12 protein-coding genes are annotated in these 18,300 nt (G+C 50.1%); 11 read left to right on the forward strand and 1 reads right to left on the reverse strand.

The features are described from left to right. The first annotated feature begins 31 nt into the window (after positions 1-31). The 8 genes from OXH00_18705 (at position 32) to OXH00_18740 (ending at position 10,581) form a co-directional block, all read left to right on the forward strand. Positions 32-2,413 (forward strand): ATP-dependent RecD-like DNA helicase, encoded by a 2,382-nt coding sequence (locus OXH00_18705; GenBank protein MCY3743052.1) that lies wholly within the window; start codon positions 32-34, stop codon positions 2,411-2,413. An 82-nt stretch (positions 2,414-2,495) separates the two neighbouring features. Then, positions 2,496-4,058, forward strand: a complete 1,563-nt coding sequence (locus OXH00_18710) for a sialate O-acetylesterase (GenBank protein MCY3743053.1) — start codon at positions 2,496-2,498, stop codon at positions 4,056-4,058. A gap of 59 nt (positions 4,059-4,117) precedes the next feature. Beyond that, positions 4,118-5,659, forward strand: a complete 1,542-nt coding sequence (locus OXH00_18715; protein ID MCY3743054.1) for a sialate O-acetylesterase — start codon at positions 4,118-4,120, stop codon at positions 5,657-5,659. A gap of 125 nt (positions 5,660-5,784) precedes the next feature. Next, the gene (locus OXH00_18720) at positions 5,785-6,927 is read left to right on the forward strand and encodes a mandelate racemase/muconate lactonizing enzyme family protein (protein ID MCY3743055.1); all 1,143 of its coding nucleotides are present in this window, start codon (positions 5,785-5,787) and stop codon (positions 6,925-6,927) included. A 99-nt stretch (positions 6,928-7,026) separates the two neighbouring features. Continuing rightward, positions 7,027-7,842 (forward strand): phytanoyl-CoA dioxygenase family protein, encoded by an 816-nt coding sequence (locus OXH00_18725; protein ID MCY3743056.1) that lies wholly within the window; start codon positions 7,027-7,029, stop codon positions 7,840-7,842. 12 nt (positions 7,843-7,854) lie between these two features. Further along, complete coding sequence (locus OXH00_18730) at positions 7,855-8,694, forward strand: phytanoyl-CoA dioxygenase family protein (GenBank protein MCY3743057.1); 840 nt, start codon at positions 7,855-7,857, stop codon at positions 8,692-8,694. 63 nt (positions 8,695-8,757) lie between these two features. Further along, positions 8,758-9,798, forward strand: a complete 1,041-nt coding sequence (locus tag OXH00_18735) for a Gfo/Idh/MocA family oxidoreductase (GenBank protein ID MCY3743058.1) — start codon at positions 8,758-8,760, stop codon at positions 9,796-9,798. Positions 9,799-9,801: 3 nt separating this feature from the next. Continuing rightward, positions 9,802-10,581, forward strand: a complete 780-nt coding sequence (locus OXH00_18740; GenBank protein ID MCY3743059.1) for a class I SAM-dependent methyltransferase — start codon at positions 9,802-9,804, stop codon at positions 10,579-10,581. 10 nt (positions 10,582-10,591) lie between these two features. Here OXH00_18740 and OXH00_18745 read toward each other — a convergent pair whose 3' ends face one another. Then, positions 10,592-11,215, reverse strand: coding sequence for a hypothetical protein (locus OXH00_18745; GenBank protein ID MCY3743060.1), 624 nt, complete (start codon positions 11,213-11,215; stop codon positions 10,592-10,594). A 247-nt stretch (positions 11,216-11,462) separates the two neighbouring features. Here OXH00_18745 and OXH00_18750 point away from each other — a divergent pair, with 247 nt between their 5' ends. The 3 genes from OXH00_18750 to OXH00_18760 all read left to right on the forward strand — a co-directional run. Next, positions 11,463-15,338 carry a DUF1553 domain-containing protein gene (locus OXH00_18750; protein ID MCY3743061.1) on the forward strand — a complete coding sequence of 1,292 codons (3,876 nt, stop codon included), beginning with the start codon at positions 11,463-11,465 and terminating at the stop codon, positions 15,336-15,338. A gap of 52 nt (positions 15,339-15,390) precedes the next feature. Next, positions 15,391-16,998 (forward strand): leucine-rich repeat domain-containing protein, encoded by a 1,608-nt coding sequence (locus OXH00_18755; GenBank protein MCY3743062.1) that lies wholly within the window; start codon positions 15,391-15,393, stop codon positions 16,996-16,998. A gap of 50 nt (positions 16,999-17,048) precedes the next feature. After that, positions 17,049-18,300, forward strand: a 1,252-nt coding sequence (locus tag OXH00_18760) for a DUF1501 domain-containing protein (GenBank protein ID MCY3743063.1), incomplete at its 3' end; no start/stop codon positions are given.

Here is an 18,300-nt window from a genome sequence, read left to right on the forward strand (position 1 = left end):
GACCTGCGTGCGTACGCATCTGGACAAAAGCATGGACACACTACAGGGCATACTCGAACGTATCGTTTATGAGAACCCTGACACCGGTTATACTGTCGGGCGGCTCGCCGCGCGTGACCATGCCGAACTCCTCACCGTCGTCGGCAATTTGGCATCTGTTAACCCCGGCGAGAGCCTCCTCCTCCAAGGCGAATGGGTAGACAATGCTAAATACGGCAGACAGTTCCAAATTGAGAAGTATGAAACCATCCTACCTGCAAATGTCGTCGGACTAAGAAAATACCTCGGCTCAGGACTCATTAAGGGCATCGGCCCGAAGATGGCGGCACTCATTGTCCGTAAGTTCGGTATGGATACGATGGACATCATCGAGCACGAACCCGACAAACTCGCACGCGTACCGGGTATCGGGCGGAAACGCGTGGAAATCATTAAAGAAGCGTGGGAGGCACAACGCGAAATTAAAAACGTCATGCTCTTTCTGCAATCACACGATGTGAGCACGGCGCACGCTGCAAAGATTTACAAAACCTACGGAAATGACGCAATCCCGATTGTCACAGAAAATCCCTATCAACTCGCAGATGATATTTACGGCATCGGATTTGTAACCGCTGACACGATCGCACAGAAACTCGGTATGGATAAGGACGCACCGCAACGCGTAGAAGCCGGAATCAAATATGTCCTCAGCCAAAAAGCAGATGATGGACACGTCTTTCAACACCGTCCCGAACTCATTGAGGCGTGCCAGACGATGCTCGAGCAGGAACCTGAATCGATTGAAAAAGGTATCCATGCACTCGTTGAAAAAGAAGAAATTATAAATCCCAGTTTCACAGACTTGACAGGCTCCGACGAACAGGTCGACATAGGCGAAACGCAAGACAACTACGATATTAGCAATCAGCAATCAGGAACCAATAACCAAGAAGAGGCGTCTGATGCAGATCAGAAACCTCTTCCAACTGACAACCCTTCCGCCATCTACCTCGCCCCTTTTTACTACGCCGAACTGGGGGTCGCCAACCAGTTTTCGAGACTCCTCGCTTACGGTGAGGGGCATAATATCAGTCACACTGAAACCGATACCTCGTCATCTAAGATCGCCGGATTCCTTACCCAATTAGAGAACGAAATGCGTATCCAATTCGCACCGCAGCAACGCGAGGCGATCCATACGGCGATGACAGCACGCGCAATGATTCTCACGGGTGGACCCGGCACCGGTAAAACGACAACGACAGTCGGCATGATTCGTCTGTTTGCAGCACAAGGCAAACACATCACCTTAACAGCACCTACCGGACGCGCCGCGAAACGCCTCAGCGAAACAACCGGTGGCGAAGCCAAAACCATCCATCGACTCCTCGAATTCTCCCCGCAAATTAACAGTTTTAAACGCAATCGCCAGAACCCCTTAGAGACTGATGTCGTCATTGTTGACGAAACATCCATGGTGGACCTCGTCCTTATGAATCGATTGATGCAGGCGATCCGCCCAAGTACGACTGTCATCCTTATCGGCGACGTTGATCAGTTACCCTCTGTCGGCGCGGGTAATGTCCTCAAGGCACTCATCGATTCGCAAAAGATACCGGTCATTGCGTTGACTGAAATATTCCGTCAAGCGCAAGAGAGTATGATCGTCACAAACGCACATTATATTAACAAAGGCGATTTCCCCGAACTCACTGGTGATGCAGATCGGAACTTTTTCTTTATGGAGGAAGAAGATCCCGAAACAATTACTGAATTAATCTGCTCTCTCATTGCCGATCGCTTACCGCAGCACTATGATTACCATCCGATAGACGACATCCAACTCCTATGTCCAATGCGACGCGGAATACTCGGCACTGAAAACCTCAACAAACGCCTTCAAGAGGTATTGAACCAAGAATATACTGCCCCAGCAAGCCACCCGTTGGAGAAAGCGCGCTTCGGAAGTCGCGCATACACACAAACATCGCGCTTCGGAGACACGTCCGTCACCGTCGGAGGTTTCCGCATCGGCGATAAAGTGATGCAGATCCGCAACAACTACGATTACGACGTGTTTAACGGCGATATCGGAAGAGTTGTGGCAATCGAACGCCTTGACAAAAAAGTCCACATCCAGTACCCTGATAAACAGGTGGTTTACGATACTGCGGATCTCGGGGAACTCGTCTTGGCGTACGCCACGACGATCCACAAAGCACAAGGGAGCGAGTATCCTGCCGTTGTTATCCCTTTACACACGCAACACTATCTCATGTTACAGCGGAATCTTCTTTATACCGGCATCACCCGTGCGAAGGAGCGCGTCGTGATCGTCGGCACCAAAAAAGCACTCGGCATCTGTATCCGCAACAACCAGGTAATGGAGCGCAACAGTTACCTCGCTGAACGGCTGAATAGCAGTCAGTAATTGGCTTTCAACAATCAGAAAGAGCGGGCGTTGAAATAGAACTCTCCCGCCGACTGTTGATAGCCATACAAAGGAGCAAAACATGAAACGAATCACGCTATTTCTTATTGGTTTCCTATCATTTTTTACACAACCACTCGTGTATGCCGAGGTTACATTGCCACGTGTCATCGGCAGCAATATGGTACTGCAACGTGATATGCAAGTTCCTATTTGGGGGTGGGCATCCGCAGGTGAAGAGGTCTCCATAACGCTCAGTACTGAAGCCGAAGGTGTCAAACCGATCTCAACAACCACCGCAGTTGCCGACGCGGAAGGCAATTGGCAGACCAAACTCCCCGCGATGGCAGCTGGCGGTCCCTACACACTCCGAGTCAAGGGCAGTAACACCCTCGAACTGACAAACGTGCTTTTCGGTGAAGTCTGGATCTGCTCAGGGCAGTCGAACATGCAATGGGCGGTCCGTGCCTCAAAAGACAGTGAAGCAGAGATCGCCGCAGCGAATTATCCAACTATACGGCTGTTCTATGTACCGAGGGTAGCAGCAGGACTGCTTCAGAAAGATGTAGCAGCAGATTGGGCCGAAACCACGCCTGAGACAATCGAAAATTTCTCCGCTGTCGCCTACTATTTCGGACGGAAACTCTATAAAAATCTTAATGTACCGATCGGGCTAATCAACACCTCGTGGGGTGGCACCCGTATTGAACCGTGGACCCCGCCTGCCGGTTTTGCCAGTGTTCCCGCACTTGCGTCCATATCCAAAGAGATTCAAGAAGCAGATGCCAACTATCGCGCCCAACTCCCAGAGAAAATGAAGGAAGTTGAGGCGTGGGTAGCGGAAACCCGTAAAGCATTGGAAACCGGGGCACAACTGACGCAGATGCCTGAAAATAGGCATCCTTTAAGGCATCACACAAGACCTACAGGGATTTACAACAGTATGGTGCATCCGCTGGTGCCCTATGCCATACGTGGCGCGATCTGGTATCAAGGTGAATCTAACCTCCGAGACGGTAAACGCTACCACAAGAAGATGAAGGCACTGATTAATGGATGGCGTGAGGTCTGGGGCCAAGGTGATTTCCCGTTCTATTTCGTCCAACTCGCACCCTTCAATTACAGTAAGCGGTTCAATTATAGGGGTCTGGATGCAGGTCACCTTTTCCTACCGCGGATCTGGGAAGCACAAACAGCGACATTGACACTCCCAAATACCGGCATGGCTGTAACGACCGACATCAGTAATCTCACGGACATCCATCCCCGAAACAAACAAGACGTCGGTAGACGACTCGCGCTGTGGGCACTTGCAAAGGACTACGGCAGAGATGATGTGACACACTCCGGGCCGCTCTACAAATCAATGGCAGTCGAAGGAAACGCAATTCGACTCACCTTTGATCACATCGGTAGCGGTCTAACCTCGCGAGATGAAAAACCACTTACATGGTTTGAAATCGCCGGTGAAGATAAGCAATTCGTTGAAGCACAGGCAACAATTGATGGCGACACAATCGTCGTCTCCAGCGATACCGTTGCGAACCCGATCATTGTCCGATTCGGGTGGCATGAGAGCGCCGAACCCAATTTCGTGAACAAGGAAGGCTTGCCTGCATCACCGTTCCGTACGGATTCATGGTAAAATAGCCATTATAGTAAAACTAATGCATTCCGCAACTATCTAATTGAAGGAACAAAGATATGGAACTAACGTCGCTATTTCTCATTGGCTTTCTATCACTTCTCATCGGAAGTTTCGCGTATTCCGGCGTTATACTGCCGCGTGTCTTCGGCAGCAACATGGTACTGCAGCGCGACATGCAGACCCCGATCTGGGGGTGGGCATCCCCAGGCGAAGAGATTACCCTAACACTTAGTGCTGAAGCCGAAGATGTCAAGCCAGTTGCAACAACCGCAATTGCCGACGCTGATGGCAATTGGCAAGTTAAACTCCCAGCGATGGCAGCTGGCGGTCCCTATACACTCCGAGTCAAAGGCAGTAACACCCTCGAACTGACGAACGTGCTTTTCGGCGAAGTCTGGGTCTGTTCCGGGCAGTCAAATATGGAATGGCCCGTAAGTATCTCAAATGATAGCGAGGAAGAAATCGCCGCAGCGATGTATCCGAAAATCCGACTGTTCCATATCCCGCGAGTCCCGTCAGGTTTACCTCAGCACGATGTTGAGGCAGATTGGTACGAAACCACACCTGAGACAATCCCGAATTTCTCCGCTGTCGCCTACTATTTCGGGCGGAAACTTTATAAAAACCTTGATGTCCCAATCGGACTAATCAACACCTCCTGGGGCGGTACCCTCATTGAACAGTGGACACCTTCTGTAGGTTTCGCTGGTGTCCCTGCACTTGCGTCTATAAACAAGGAAATCGAAAACATACAGGCAAACTATCGCGCCCAGCTCCCAGAGAAAATAAACGCGATAGAAGCGTGGATCGCCGAAACACGGAAAGCATTGGAAACCGATGCGCAGCTTAAACCGATGCCTGATAATACGCATCCGCTAATGGATGCTGGGAGACCGACGGCACTCTACAACGGTATGGTGCATCCAATCGTTCCTTACGGCATACGCGGCGCACTCTGGTATCAAGGCGAATCCAACCATCAGGACGGTATGATCTACCACGAGAAGATGAAGGCACTCATCAACGGCTGGCGAGAAGTCTGGGGACAAGGCGATTTCCCATTCTATTTCGTGCAACTCGCCCCGTTCAATTACAGTAATCAAGAGGAAGGTCAGTTTTTCCTGCCGCAAATCTGGGAAGCACAAACGGCGACGTTGGCACTCCCAAATACTGGTATGGCGGTGACAACTGACATCGGGAACCCGAGAGATGTTCATCCACGCAATAAACAGGGAGTCGGTAGACGACTCGCACTGTGGGCACTTGCGAAGGACTACAGCAGAGATGATGTGACACACTCCGGGCCGCTCTACAAATCAATGGCAGTCGAAGGAAACGCAATTCGACTCACCTTTGATCACGTCGGTAGCGGTCTAACCTCGCGAGATGAAAAACCGCTCACATGGTTCCAAATCGCCGGTGAAGATAAGCAATTCGTTGAAGCGCAAGCAACAATTGATGGCGATACCGTCATTATCTCCAGCGAAACTATCAAGAATCCGGTCGCTGTCCGATTTGGTTGGCATCAGAGTGCCGAACCCAATTTCGTGAATAAGGAAGGGCTACCCGCATCACCGTTTCGCACGGATTCATGGTAAATAACGGCAGTCAGTTTTCAGCCATCAGCAATTAGAAAGAAAATTACGATGAGCAGAGAGCCTTCTTCTGAAAGCCGACGGCTGACGGCTGATAGCCATTAAAGCGGAGGCACATAGTTAAAAACATGAAAATCACTGCTATTAAGACCTTTATGGCACGCTTCGGCAACCGACCCCGCGGCCTCATCAAAGTCGAAACAGACGAAGGACTCTACGGATGGGGTGAGGCTTACTCCACGGGACCTGACCTCTCTGTTGAACCGATTGCTGATTATATCTTTGAGATGATTCAAGGCGACGACCCGAGGCGGATTGAGTACATCATGATGAAACTGCATCAGCAGTTCCGTTTTCCAGCAGGTGGTGCCGGACTCGCTGTCATCTCTGCCGTAGATCACGCCCTCTGGGACATCAGTGGAAAGGCGGCAGGTTTACCGGTCTATATGCTCCTCGGCGGACATGCACGAGATCGCGTCCGAGTCTACCGTGGCATCGGCGGCAGAGACGGTATCGAAGCCGCCGATCAGGCAAATAAACTCCATGAAGATTGGGGGTTTACCGCTTTCAAGACCGGTCCCTATCAACTCGATCCGGATGCGAATCGATGGGGACGCGTCTGCGATGCAGCGGCTACCTATTTTGAGCAGATCCGTGAGAATACGCCGTCGGACTGGGAGATAGCCTTCGATCCACACGCTAAAATATTTGAGCCGATTCGTGCACTCCAGCTCGCCAATGCGCTCGCGCCCTACGATCCGTATTTCTACGAAGAACCGCTCCGTCCCGAACACATCCCTGCATGGACGCGCCTACGCTCCCAGATGCAAGTACCACTCGCGACAGGGGAATCCCTCTACACACGTTTCGAGTTTCTGGACATCATCGCAGGACAGGGTGCCGATATTATCCAACCGGACATCTGTGTCTGTGGTGGATTGTTAGAGATGCGCAAAATCGCTGCGATTGCCGAAGCGCACTACGTCAGTGTCGCACCCCATAATCCGATGGGACCGCTTGCAACGGCTGTCAATGTCCATTTTGCCGCTGCAACCCCGAATTTCAAAATACTTGAATATCTCCTACCGACCGAGACGGAATGGAACGCTTGGGTAGACGAGCCTTACCTACCGAAAGACGGCTATCTGGAATTACGGGATCGTCCGGGTTTGGGTGTAGAGGTGAACGAAGCAGCTATCACCGACAACGAATACATCCATTGGCAGCGCACGTGTCCCATCCGTCCGGATGGTTCGACAGGTTATATTTAGGGCGGGGTTGGCTGAGAAAAAACATTTGACGGAAACTGGCATCGTGTGTACAATTTACCTTACGAATGATCGGGGGCTTTTTCAATAAAGGAGACGTATATGACTCCCAAACAACGATACCTTTTTGATTTAACAGGGTACATCCACCTCAAAAACGTCCTCAGCGATGAAGAGTTGAAAAATGCCCAAGATGCGGTTGAACGATGCGTCCAAACACCGGAGGACGAACTCCCGCCCGGTATTAGTTATGGCGGTGGTGGCTATTCCAACGGTTTTTCGTTTGACAAATCACTTGAGGCACTCACACTTCATCCGAAAACATGGCCAATTGTAAAAGAACTTACGGATAACAAACCCCGTTTTAATCGAGGCAGCCTCGTTGCCAAGCGACCCGAGCACGATCAGGTTATCGGTAAGTTGCACTGTGCGCGTGAAGATTGCGGTTGGCAGACGCGCCGCTATGCTGTCAAGAACGGACAGGTTCACTGCAACGATTTCGTCGTCTTTTTCTATTTCGCCGATGTCTATCCGGGCGATGGCGGCTTAGTTGTGCTACCGGGTTCCCACAAAGCAAACTTTGAACGTCCGGACGGACTCTTCTTCCCGGATCCAGAAGACCCACCCGACGAACTCCATCCCGCGTTAGTTAATGTGACAGCGCGTGCTGGCGATGCGATTGTCCTGTCCGAACTGCTGACACACGGGGTCCTCATCTGGAAACCGAAAGACCGATATCGGCGGTTTATCATCTTGCGTTACAAAACACAGTTTTTTCAAGACACCAAGGGCCCTCGAGATCCGTTTCCGCCGGAGGTGATGGAACGACTCTCCCCTGAAACCATTGAACTCGCACAATCGGCATCCTATACGCATATCAAGGACATCGTCAAAAGTGAACATGTCCAACTAACCTAAAAGGAACGGAAAATGACCCCAGAACAACGTTACCTGTTTGACGTTACAGGCTATTTGCACATCGAAGGTGCAGTCACAGGAGATACACTCAAGGAAGCACAAGCGGCAGTAGATCGGTATATCCACATGCCGCTTGATGAACGTCCAGAAGGGTTCACGACACGTCCTCGCGACTTAGAACCCGGTAAAGGGGGTAGATATGAACACGGATTCGCTTTTGACCGTTCTCTTGAGGCGATGACGGTGCATCCGGCTATCTGGCCCCTTGTCAAAGAGTTTACCTTCGATAAGCCGCGGTTTGTCACTGGCACGCTCACGCTTGAACAGCACAACCCGGACAGGCAACCGATGGGAACAAACCCAGCAGGCTTGCACTGTGCACGTGAAGGGCGGCAGTGGTTAACTCGCTATGAGATACAGAATAGCCAGATCTATTGTAACGATTTCGTGGCGTTCTTCTACTTGACCGATGTGCAGCCCGGTGACGGTGGGCTTATTGTTATCCCCGGCTCGCATAAAAGCAAATTCGAGAGACCTGAAGACCTTCTAACACCGGGTCCCGACGGTATCGATCCCGAACCAGATGATGTCTTCACCAATCTCACGCCTAAGGCAGGGGATTTTCTCGTCATCTCTGAACTCTTGACGCACGGTGTCTTGCGGTGGAAACCGAAGGATCGCGACAGACGTTTCCTTATTCTCCGCTATCGTCCGCAATACGATGGTAAGCAAAGCTTACCCGAGGAAATCGTCAACCGTTTAACACCCGAAGTTCAGGAACTCGTGCAAACTGCATCCTATGGACATACAAAAGAGATCACCAAACAAGACGTTGTGAAGTTGACAATTTAGGGGAAATCTTTACCGCAGGAGCAATCTCCTGATCTCAACAGCGAAACGCAATGGAGGAATCCAATGGGAACACAATACCGTGTCTGTATTGTCGGCTGTGGCAGAATGGGTGGTACAATTGATGAAGAAGTCCGTGCGACACCGCACGGCGCGTTACCCTATTCGCACGCCGCGGGCTACACTGCTTTTGAGCGGACAGACCTTATCGCCGCTGCAGATGTGGTCGAAGATAAGGCACAATACGTCTGCAACAAATGGGATATTCCGAAGTATTATTTAGACTATCGTGAGATGATTGTCGAAGAGAAACCCGATATCGTCAGCATCGCCACACGCCCTGGCAATCATGCCGACATTACAGCATTCGCTGCGGAAAACGGCGTGAAGGGTATCTATTGCGATAAACCGCTTTGCGCTTCTATGGAAGAGGCAGATGCGATGGTCGAAGTGTGCGAAAAACACAATATTAAATTCAACCTCGGCACGCAGCGGCGTTACACGCCGGGATACATCAAAATGCGTGAAATCCTCGAAAGCGGCGAACTCGGCGAGAGACGCTCTGTTATCGCCTATAGCGGCGGTGCCGCGCTCTGGGGATACACGCATGCAGCGGATATGCTTCTCTTCTTAGCAAGCGACTCCCCAATAGAATACGTGCAAGGCAACGTTGCCGTTGACGATGCCGATTTTGAGGACAATCGCACGGAATCTGATCCGGGTATTGTAATGGGATTTATCCGTTTTCAGAACGGCATTAACGGTATCAGTATCCCCGGCACGGCTTATGAATTTGAGGTGAATTGTAGCGAAGGCACAATTCGTGCCCTCAATAACGGACTCGGTTTTCATCTCCGCAAACGGCAAGGGCAGTTTAACGAGATTTTGGAAGCGCAATTCCCCCCTTATGAACGGAAAAGCGGTACCGTCGGTTGTATTGAAGACATCGTTGATGCGATTGAGACCGATACCGAAACATGCGGTAATATTCATCTCGCGCACCGAAGCACTGAGATGGTCTTCGCAATCGTTGATTCACAACGGCAGCAAGGCAAGCGGGTACCGATGCCGATGGAAAACCGAGGCCTCTATCTTGGAAGGTGGTAACCGATGTTGAGAAACCATCAAAAAGCAGGGGGCACATGCCGTGGGTTTGTTATCCTCGGTGGTATTGTAGGTGCAATGTTGCTATTGAGCTACACAGCAACTGTACCGAGTGACGATCAGACGCGTCCAGCGAGTACACGCTACAAACAACGGACACCGAGCCGAGACGGAATCGGCAAAATTTACATGGGACGTGAAATCTCGCACGTGATGGGACATCTCGCGGCAGGATGGTTAGAACGTCCAGAGCGTGAACGCGAAGAGATGCCGAATCGTCTCATTGAAATGTTGAAACTCAAAGAAGGGGATGTTGTCGCGGATATTGGGGTCGGTACGGGGTACATCGCTCGGCGGATCTCACCAAAAATCGGCAAAACAGGGATCGTCTACGGTGTTGAAATTCAGCAGGAGATGCTTGACATCCTTGCCGAGAAAATGGCGGAAGAAGGGATTACCAATATCAAAGGAATATTAGGCACGATTACCGATCCGAAATTGCCACCGAACGCAGTCGATTTGGTGATTATGGTAGATGTCTACCACGAATTTTCGCATCCGTATGAGATGATGCAGAATATCTGCCGTGGTCTGAAAACAGGCGGTCGGGTTGCCTTTGTGGAATACCGCTTGGAAGATGACAATGTGCCAATCAAACGTTTACACAAAATGAGCGAATTGCAGGTGATTAAAGAGGCAACACCCCATCCGCTTGTTTGGGTAGAGACACTTGACGGTCTACCGTGGCAGCATGTGATCATTTTTGAGAAGATTGCAACAGAATAGACAAAAGTGCTTACGTAGTAGAGTTGTTTTGAGAAACCTCGCTTGACGCTTTGAAGACAGCATCAATAGCACCAAATAGAACAGGCAAATTATCCACGCTAAAACTCGTTCGATTTTGGGTGAAGGTTTCGTTGATAAGATGCCCAATCTGCCACAATGTGCCGTCGCTGACTATACCATACACGGGCATATCCGCGTTCGCGTTTATTTTTTGTGCCGCTACCAATTCTGCTAGGCATTGACCCCAACCTTGCTCAAAGTCGTTCTTCTTTGCCTCAACGAGTATTATCAACAGGGTGCCTACAATGAGCATGCCCAATTCGGATCTTGTTGAGACAAAGTAATCGGGCGTGCCGCTCAGTGTCTCATCGTAGGTAAGAGGTTCCTTTATCCAGAGGGCGTAGTTGGTAGCGTACGCTTTATACACTTCCCGCAAAACAGGGTAGATAACGGCTTCACAACGCGCGCCCTCAGAAGCAAAAATAGGAATATACTGTCTGCTAAATTCCAACTCTTGCAGAAATTGTTCCGAAGGTAACACGTCTTCCTCAATCTTTATGAAGTCATTTTCGATGTGTCGGATGCCAAATCTTTTCTGAACGTCAGGGATCTTCTTAAAATCACTAAAAGCCATCTTGTTGCTCCTTGATGATTGGTAACTGTTAGAATTATATCACACCGCGTATGGCGTATCAACAAAAACTGAATGTCCAATCAAGTAAAAATATTTGACAAGTACCCAACTGTAACGTAAAATATAGCGATGCTGCTAAACTTTTCGCCTAACGAAACGTCACAATTGCCAATTCTGCTATAGCACGTTGCAGCTTGCGTTTTTAAGCAAGCTGCAGACGATAACGCTGAAAAGGGAGAGAATTTCTGTGAAAATCGCTAAAAGTTCAATTCCACTAATAGCCATGTTGGCGTGTTTCTGCCTCGCCGTGTTCGGGGGTCCCTCGGTACCTGCGGAACATCACGAAACACCACAAGCCACCGTGAATTATAATCTTGACATCCGCCCGATTCTTGCGGATAACTGCTTCGCCTGTCACGGACCGGATGCCAAGACCCGACAGGCTAACCTCCGGCTTGACACGAAAGCGGGCGCGTTCTCTGAACCGAGCGGATACCCCGTCATCGTCCCCGGCAACCCCGAAGAGAGCGAACTGCATCTCCGTATCGTATCCGATGACGACACCTATCGCATGCCGCCAGCCGACTTCAACAAGACGTTGACCCCGGAGCAGATTGAAGCCGTTACGCAGTGGATTCGTGAAGGTGCAAATTGGGAAGAACATTGGGCGTTCACCACACCTGCCCGTCCAACACCACCTGCTGTCAAGAACAAAGACTGGGTACGAAACCCGATTGACGCGTTCATCCTCTCACGGCTTGAAAAAGAGGGACTCGCCCCTGCCAGTGAAGCGGATAAACGGACCCTCATTCGACGTTTAAGTTTCGATCTTACCGGTCTACCACCGACGCGTGAAGAGATTCATCAATTCCTCACAGACGATTCATCAGACGCTTACGAAAAACTGATTGATACCTTTATGGCGAAACCGGAATACGGCGAGCATCTCGGTCGCTTCTGGTTAGATGTCGCACGGTACGGCGATACCCACGGACTCCACTTGGATAACTACCGCGAAATGTGGCCCTACCGCGATTGGGTGATCAATGCGTTCAACAAAAACATGCCGTTTGATCAGTTTACGACTGAGCAGTTAGCAGGTGACCTCTTACCGGAACCGACGGTTGATCAACGCGTCGCCACCGGTTTTAACCGATGCCACGTCACGACAAGTGAGGGCGGTTCAATTGATGCAGAATACTACGTCCGATACGCCATCGACAGAGCCAATACCACTTCGACCGTCTGGATGGGATTAACCGTAGGGTGCGCGCAGTGCCACGACCACAAATACGATCCGATTACACAGAAGGAATTCTATCAACTCTACGCTTATTTCAACAATATCACTGAAAACGCAATGGACGGCAACCGTAAGGATTCTCCCCCAGTTGTGAAGTTGCCGACACCAGAGCAGGAAGCGGAACTCGCTGCATTTGATGCACAGATCGCCGAATTAGATGCCCAAACCAAAGCACCTATCCCCGAACTCGATGCGACCCAAATCGCCTGGGAAAATAGGATGCCGCGCTGGACAACGCTTAAACCGACATCGCTTTACTCAAAAGGTGGGGCGACACTCGAAGTTTTAGAGGATAACTCCATATTAGCCAGCGGCACCAATCCCGAACAGGAAACCTACGAGGTCATTGTAGATCTGCCACCCGGCAAATGGAGTGCCGTGCGATTAGAAGGTATCAAGCACGAATCCTTGCCGAAAGGTGGGATCGGTAGAAGCAGTAACGGCAACGTTGTCTTGACCGACTTCGCGCTTTTCATTGCACCACCTGCAGCAGAGAGTGATGATTCTCCGGTAGCGGAAAGTAGCGACACCAACGCTGATCCTGAAACGCAGACGGAAGCTGAAAATACTGACGCAGAAGCCGGAAGCACACCTGATGCTGATACCGATACCGATGCACAAGTAGAGAGCACACCCGATGCTGATGCCGATGCACAAGCGGAAAACGCACCTGCTGATGCCGACACCGATGCACAAGCAGAAAGCACGCCTACAGATGATACGACTGCGGAAAATGAAACCGAAAATACCGATGCACCCGATCCGTGGACACCTATTCAAATCGTGCAAGCGTGGGCAGACCACGAACAGGTCATGGGTGAAGACAATCTTGATGGTGTTATTGCAAACGCAATTGACGATAAATCGGAAACCGGATGGGCACTCGACAGAAAAAACGAAAACAGGCAAGCCATCTTTCTTGTTGCTGCACCGTTTGGCACGGAAGGCGGCAGGTTGAAAATCCGGCTTAAACATGAGTTCGACCTGCGTCAGAAGCAGCTCGGACGTTTCCGACTTGCCCTCACAGACGCAACAACAGTTTACCCCATCGGTTCCAAGATAGGATTAGGAAACTGGCACGCTGCGGGTCCATTTACAGCCGAACACGGTAACCTCGCCTTCTATCAGGTTTATGAACCCGAAACAAAGACAGTCAACACAGGCGACACGTTTAAGGTCAACGACAAAACCATCAAATGGGAACAGCAGACCCACTGGGTTGACGAACAGGTACATAACGACATCGTCGGCGAAAACAGTGCCACCTATCTCTTCCGAAATATCTCCTCCGTTACCCAACAGAAAGCACTCCTGTATATTGGGAGCAACGATGCGTTGAAGGTCTGGATGAACGGCACCGAACTTCTTGCCAAAAACGTCCAGCGAGATGCCGCTGCTGACCAAGAGCAGATGCAAGTGGAACTCAAACCCGGTAACAACACGCTGCTCCTGAAAATTGTCAACTACTCAGGTCCCTCTGGTTTCTACTTCCGTATGGAAAGTGCGCCGCCGATGCTACCCGCGAACATTGTAGATATTGCTGGCACGCCTCGCGGTGAACGTGAGACCGCACAGAAGGATCAAATTCGGGATTACTATCGAGCAAACATCACCCTTGATAAGAGCGTCAACGAAAATGCACTCCGCGCATTCGCGGATTTGAAAGCGGTTGTCGCTGACTTAGCAGAGACCCGACAGAAGCGGAACACGCTGGATGGTTCGCTAACGACGACGCTTGTGATGCAGGAGCGGACTGAACCGAGAGGTGCTTACGTTTTGGCACGTGGTGAATACCAACATCCAGGCGAACAAGTTTACCCGCAAACGCCAGCAGTGCTCCCTGCGATGCTTGAAGATACAACACCGGATCGTCTCGGGTTTGCAAAGTGGTTGCTATCACCCGAACATCCACTTACTGCCCGTGTTGCGATCAATAGGTTCTGGCAAGACATCTTCGGTACTGGAATTGTAGTAACAGCGGAGGACTTCGGCACACAAGGCACACCGCCGGTGCATCCCGAACTCCTCGATTGGCTGGCAACCGAATTTATTGCCTCCGACTGGAACGTGCAAACGATGTTGAAGTTGATGCTTACGTCAGCAACATATCGGCAGAGTGCAGAGGTCACACCTGAAAAACTGGAACGTGATGCGGACAACGCGCTGCTCTCTCGCGGTACAAGGTACCGACTTGATGCCGAAACCGTACGTGATAATGCCCTCGCGCTCAGCGGTTTGTTGTATGCCAAAATTGGGGGTCCGAGTGTTAAACCGCCACAACCGGATGGTCTCTGGAAAGCCGTCGGGTTTACGGGATCTAATACCGACACGTTTGTTAAAGATACCGGTGCCGATAAAGTGTATCGTCGGAGCCTCTATACATTCTGGAAGCGTACTGCACCACCTCCACAGATGAACATTTTGGACGCGCCGTCACGTGAAGCCTGCACAATCCGTCGTGAACGTACCAACACACCGATGCAGGCGTTAATGCTGATGAACGATCCGCAGTTCTTTGAAGCGGCACGCGCTTTCGCAGAGCGCACGGTTAAAGAGGGTGGTGAGACAACGGAAGACCGTATCGCTTACCTCTTTGAAGCCGCGACTGCCCGACTCCCGAAACCCAAAGAGGAGGCACTGCTACTGGAAACATTCCAAGCGCACCATCAGGAATTGGCGGCAAATCCGGAAGCAGCCAAAGAACTGATCACTGTCGGTGAATCGAAACCTGATGAAACTTTAGATGCAGTCGAAGTCGCGGCATGGACGATGATTGCAAATCTTATCCTTAATCTCGACGAAGTCTTGAATAAAGGATAATTACATCTAATGGGCGCAACCTCCGGGTTGTGCCCACTATAGGTTTATTCTGATGAAGATCCTGAAATATCTGTACACGCTGCTTGTACTTCCCATTACTGATTCGTTTAATCGTTCAGCGAATGCGCACGTGAAGATACCCGACCCCAACTTAGCGACTGTAGTCCGCAAGGCACTCCGCTTGGATTCAAACGCTCGTATCCCGCTAAAGAAGTTTCAAGCATTAAATCATCTGGATGGTAATAACAGTGAAATACGCGATTTAACCGGTCTCGAAAAAGCCACTGGTCTAATTGAATTAGATATCTACGCGAATCAAATTGAGGACCTCACACCGCTTACTGGATTAACACAATTAAGAGATTTAGATCTGTCAGCTAATAATATTACCGACATCACTCCACTTGCCGGACTTATGCAGCTGAAACACTTATCTCTCGGCTATAATAAAATCAGCGATATTACACCGCTCACTGGGTTAAAACAACTGAAAGACTTAGGGCTTGGAAAAAATCAGATCAGTGATATTACACCGCTCGCTGAATTGGCACAAATCACAGAGTTGGGACTCTGGGGAAATCCACTCAGCGACATTACGCCCCTTGCTGGATTAACACAGATGAAATTGTTGAACATCCGGCAAAATAAAATCAGCGATATCACACCTCTATCGGAATTAACACAAATCACAAACTTATGGCTTTGGGATAATCAGATTAACGACATTACACCGCTCACCCAATTAACACAGTTGCGGTATTTATGGCTTAGCGAGAATCAGATTCGTGACATTACGCCGCTCGCTGGACTGACACAACTTATCACTTTAGACTGTGCCAACAACCAAATCAGCGACATTACGCCGCTCATCGGACTCACCTCGGTGACAGTATTAGGACTTGGTGAAAATCAGATTCCTGACATTGAACCGCTCGCTGGATTGACGCAGTTGAAACAACTTGGCATTACGGAAAATCAGATTGACGATATCACACCCCTTGCTGAACTAACACAGTTGACGGAATTGCGGATGGGTGAAAATCAAATTAGCGATATTACACCTCTCATTGGATTGACACAATTAATAGAATTAGGACTCGAAAAAAACCAAATCAGCGACATCACACCACTCGCTAATTTAACGCAACTGACGAATGTAGAGTTCTGGAGCAATCGAATTAACAACATTGAACCTCTTGCTAAGTTGACGCGAATCACGAAATTAGGACTTGGCGAAAATCATATTACAGATATAAAACCGCTGACTGAATTGACACAAACTACAGAATTAGGGCTTTGGGACAATCAAATCAGTGATATAGAACCTCTTGCGAACTTGACGCAGATGCAGTTATTGAACATTCGACGAAATCAACTTCGCGACATATCATCGCTCGCGAATTTGAAACAGGTAACACACTTATGGCTTAGCGGAAATCAGATCAACAACATCACGCCGCTCACTGGATCAACGCAGTTGACACACTTAGCGTTGGATCAGAATCAAGTCAGTAACATCAGTCCCATAGAGAACGTTACGAGCTTAAAGCATTTAGCCGTCAAGGAAAATCCGATTCAAGATAAGGAACCCCTTCAAAGACTTCTGAAACAGTTTCCGAATTTGGAACTGGATATTGAATTACCACCTGCAGATAATTAAAGCATCGCGACACCTAAACTATGGAACAGCGTCGCGAAAGGAGATAAGTAATGGATCCAATTAAGGAATATCTGAAACTTGAGACGCGTCGCCAATTTTTCGGTAAATGCGCGTCAGGTCTCGGTGGTGCAGCACTCGCCACACTACTGCCAAACGCCGTTGTGAACGCGCTTGACCTCTCTTTATCCCCCGACAAGCAGGATGGGCAAGCAAAGCCGAGATTTGGCGGTCTACCAGAACTCCCGCACTTCGCCCCGAAGGCGAAGCAGGCTGTCTATCTCTTTATGTCGGGCGCGCCCTCACAACTCGACCTGTACGACTATAAACCGAATATGGGAGAATGGTTTGATACAGACCTCCCAGAATCCGTCCGCATGGGGCAACGCCTCACAACGATGACCTCCGGACAGGATAAATTCCCCATCGCGCCCTCTATATTTGAATTCAAGAAGTACGACAACGGTGGGGACGGCGCGTGGATTAGCGAATTGCTGCCACATACGGCATCCATGGTGAAAGACCTCGCAATTATCAAGTCGGTACACACCGAAGCGATCAATCACGATCCAGCGATCACCTTCTTCTGCACCGGCGATGAAAGTCCGGGCAAACCGAGTCTCGGTGCGTGGCTGAGTTATGGCCTCGGTAGCGAAAACAGAAACCTGCCCGCTTTCATTGTGATGAACGCGACATGGAGCGGCCCAAAAGGGGCACAGGCACTCTACAATCGCCTCTGGGGTTCCGGTTTCCTCCCATCGGAACATCAAGGTGTGCTACTCCGTAGCCAAGGCGACCCAGTGTTATTCCTTTCAAACCCGGAAGGGGTCAACGAAAAAACACGGAAGCAGATGTTAGATACTCTTGTAGAGCTTAACAAGGAACTCTACGAGGAGTTAGGCGACCCAGAAACGCATGCCCGTATCTCTCAATATGAGATGGCATTCCGTATGCAGACGAGTGTACCCGAACTTGCGGACCTGTCAAAAGAACCAGAGCACGTCTTAGAAATGTATGGACCCGAGGTCAAGACCCCCGGTACATTTGCCAACTGCTGTATCCTCGCACGGCGCATGATGGAGCGCGATGTCCGTCTTGTCCAAGTCTTCCACCGCGGGTGGGATCAGCACGGCGACCTCCCCAAGAACATTCGGAATCAGGCGCGCGACATCGACCAACCCTCAACCGCACTCGTCCAAGACCTGAAACAGCGCGGTATGCTGGACGAAACTTTAGTCGTCTGGGGTGGTGAGTTCGGACGAACCGTTTATTGCCAAGGTAAGCTCAGTCGGGATAACTACGGAC

It is taken from the genome of Candidatus Poribacteria bacterium, assembly GCA_026706025.1.
Taxonomy (GTDB): Bacteria; Poribacteria; WGA-4E; order WGA-4E; family WGA-3G; genus WGA-3G.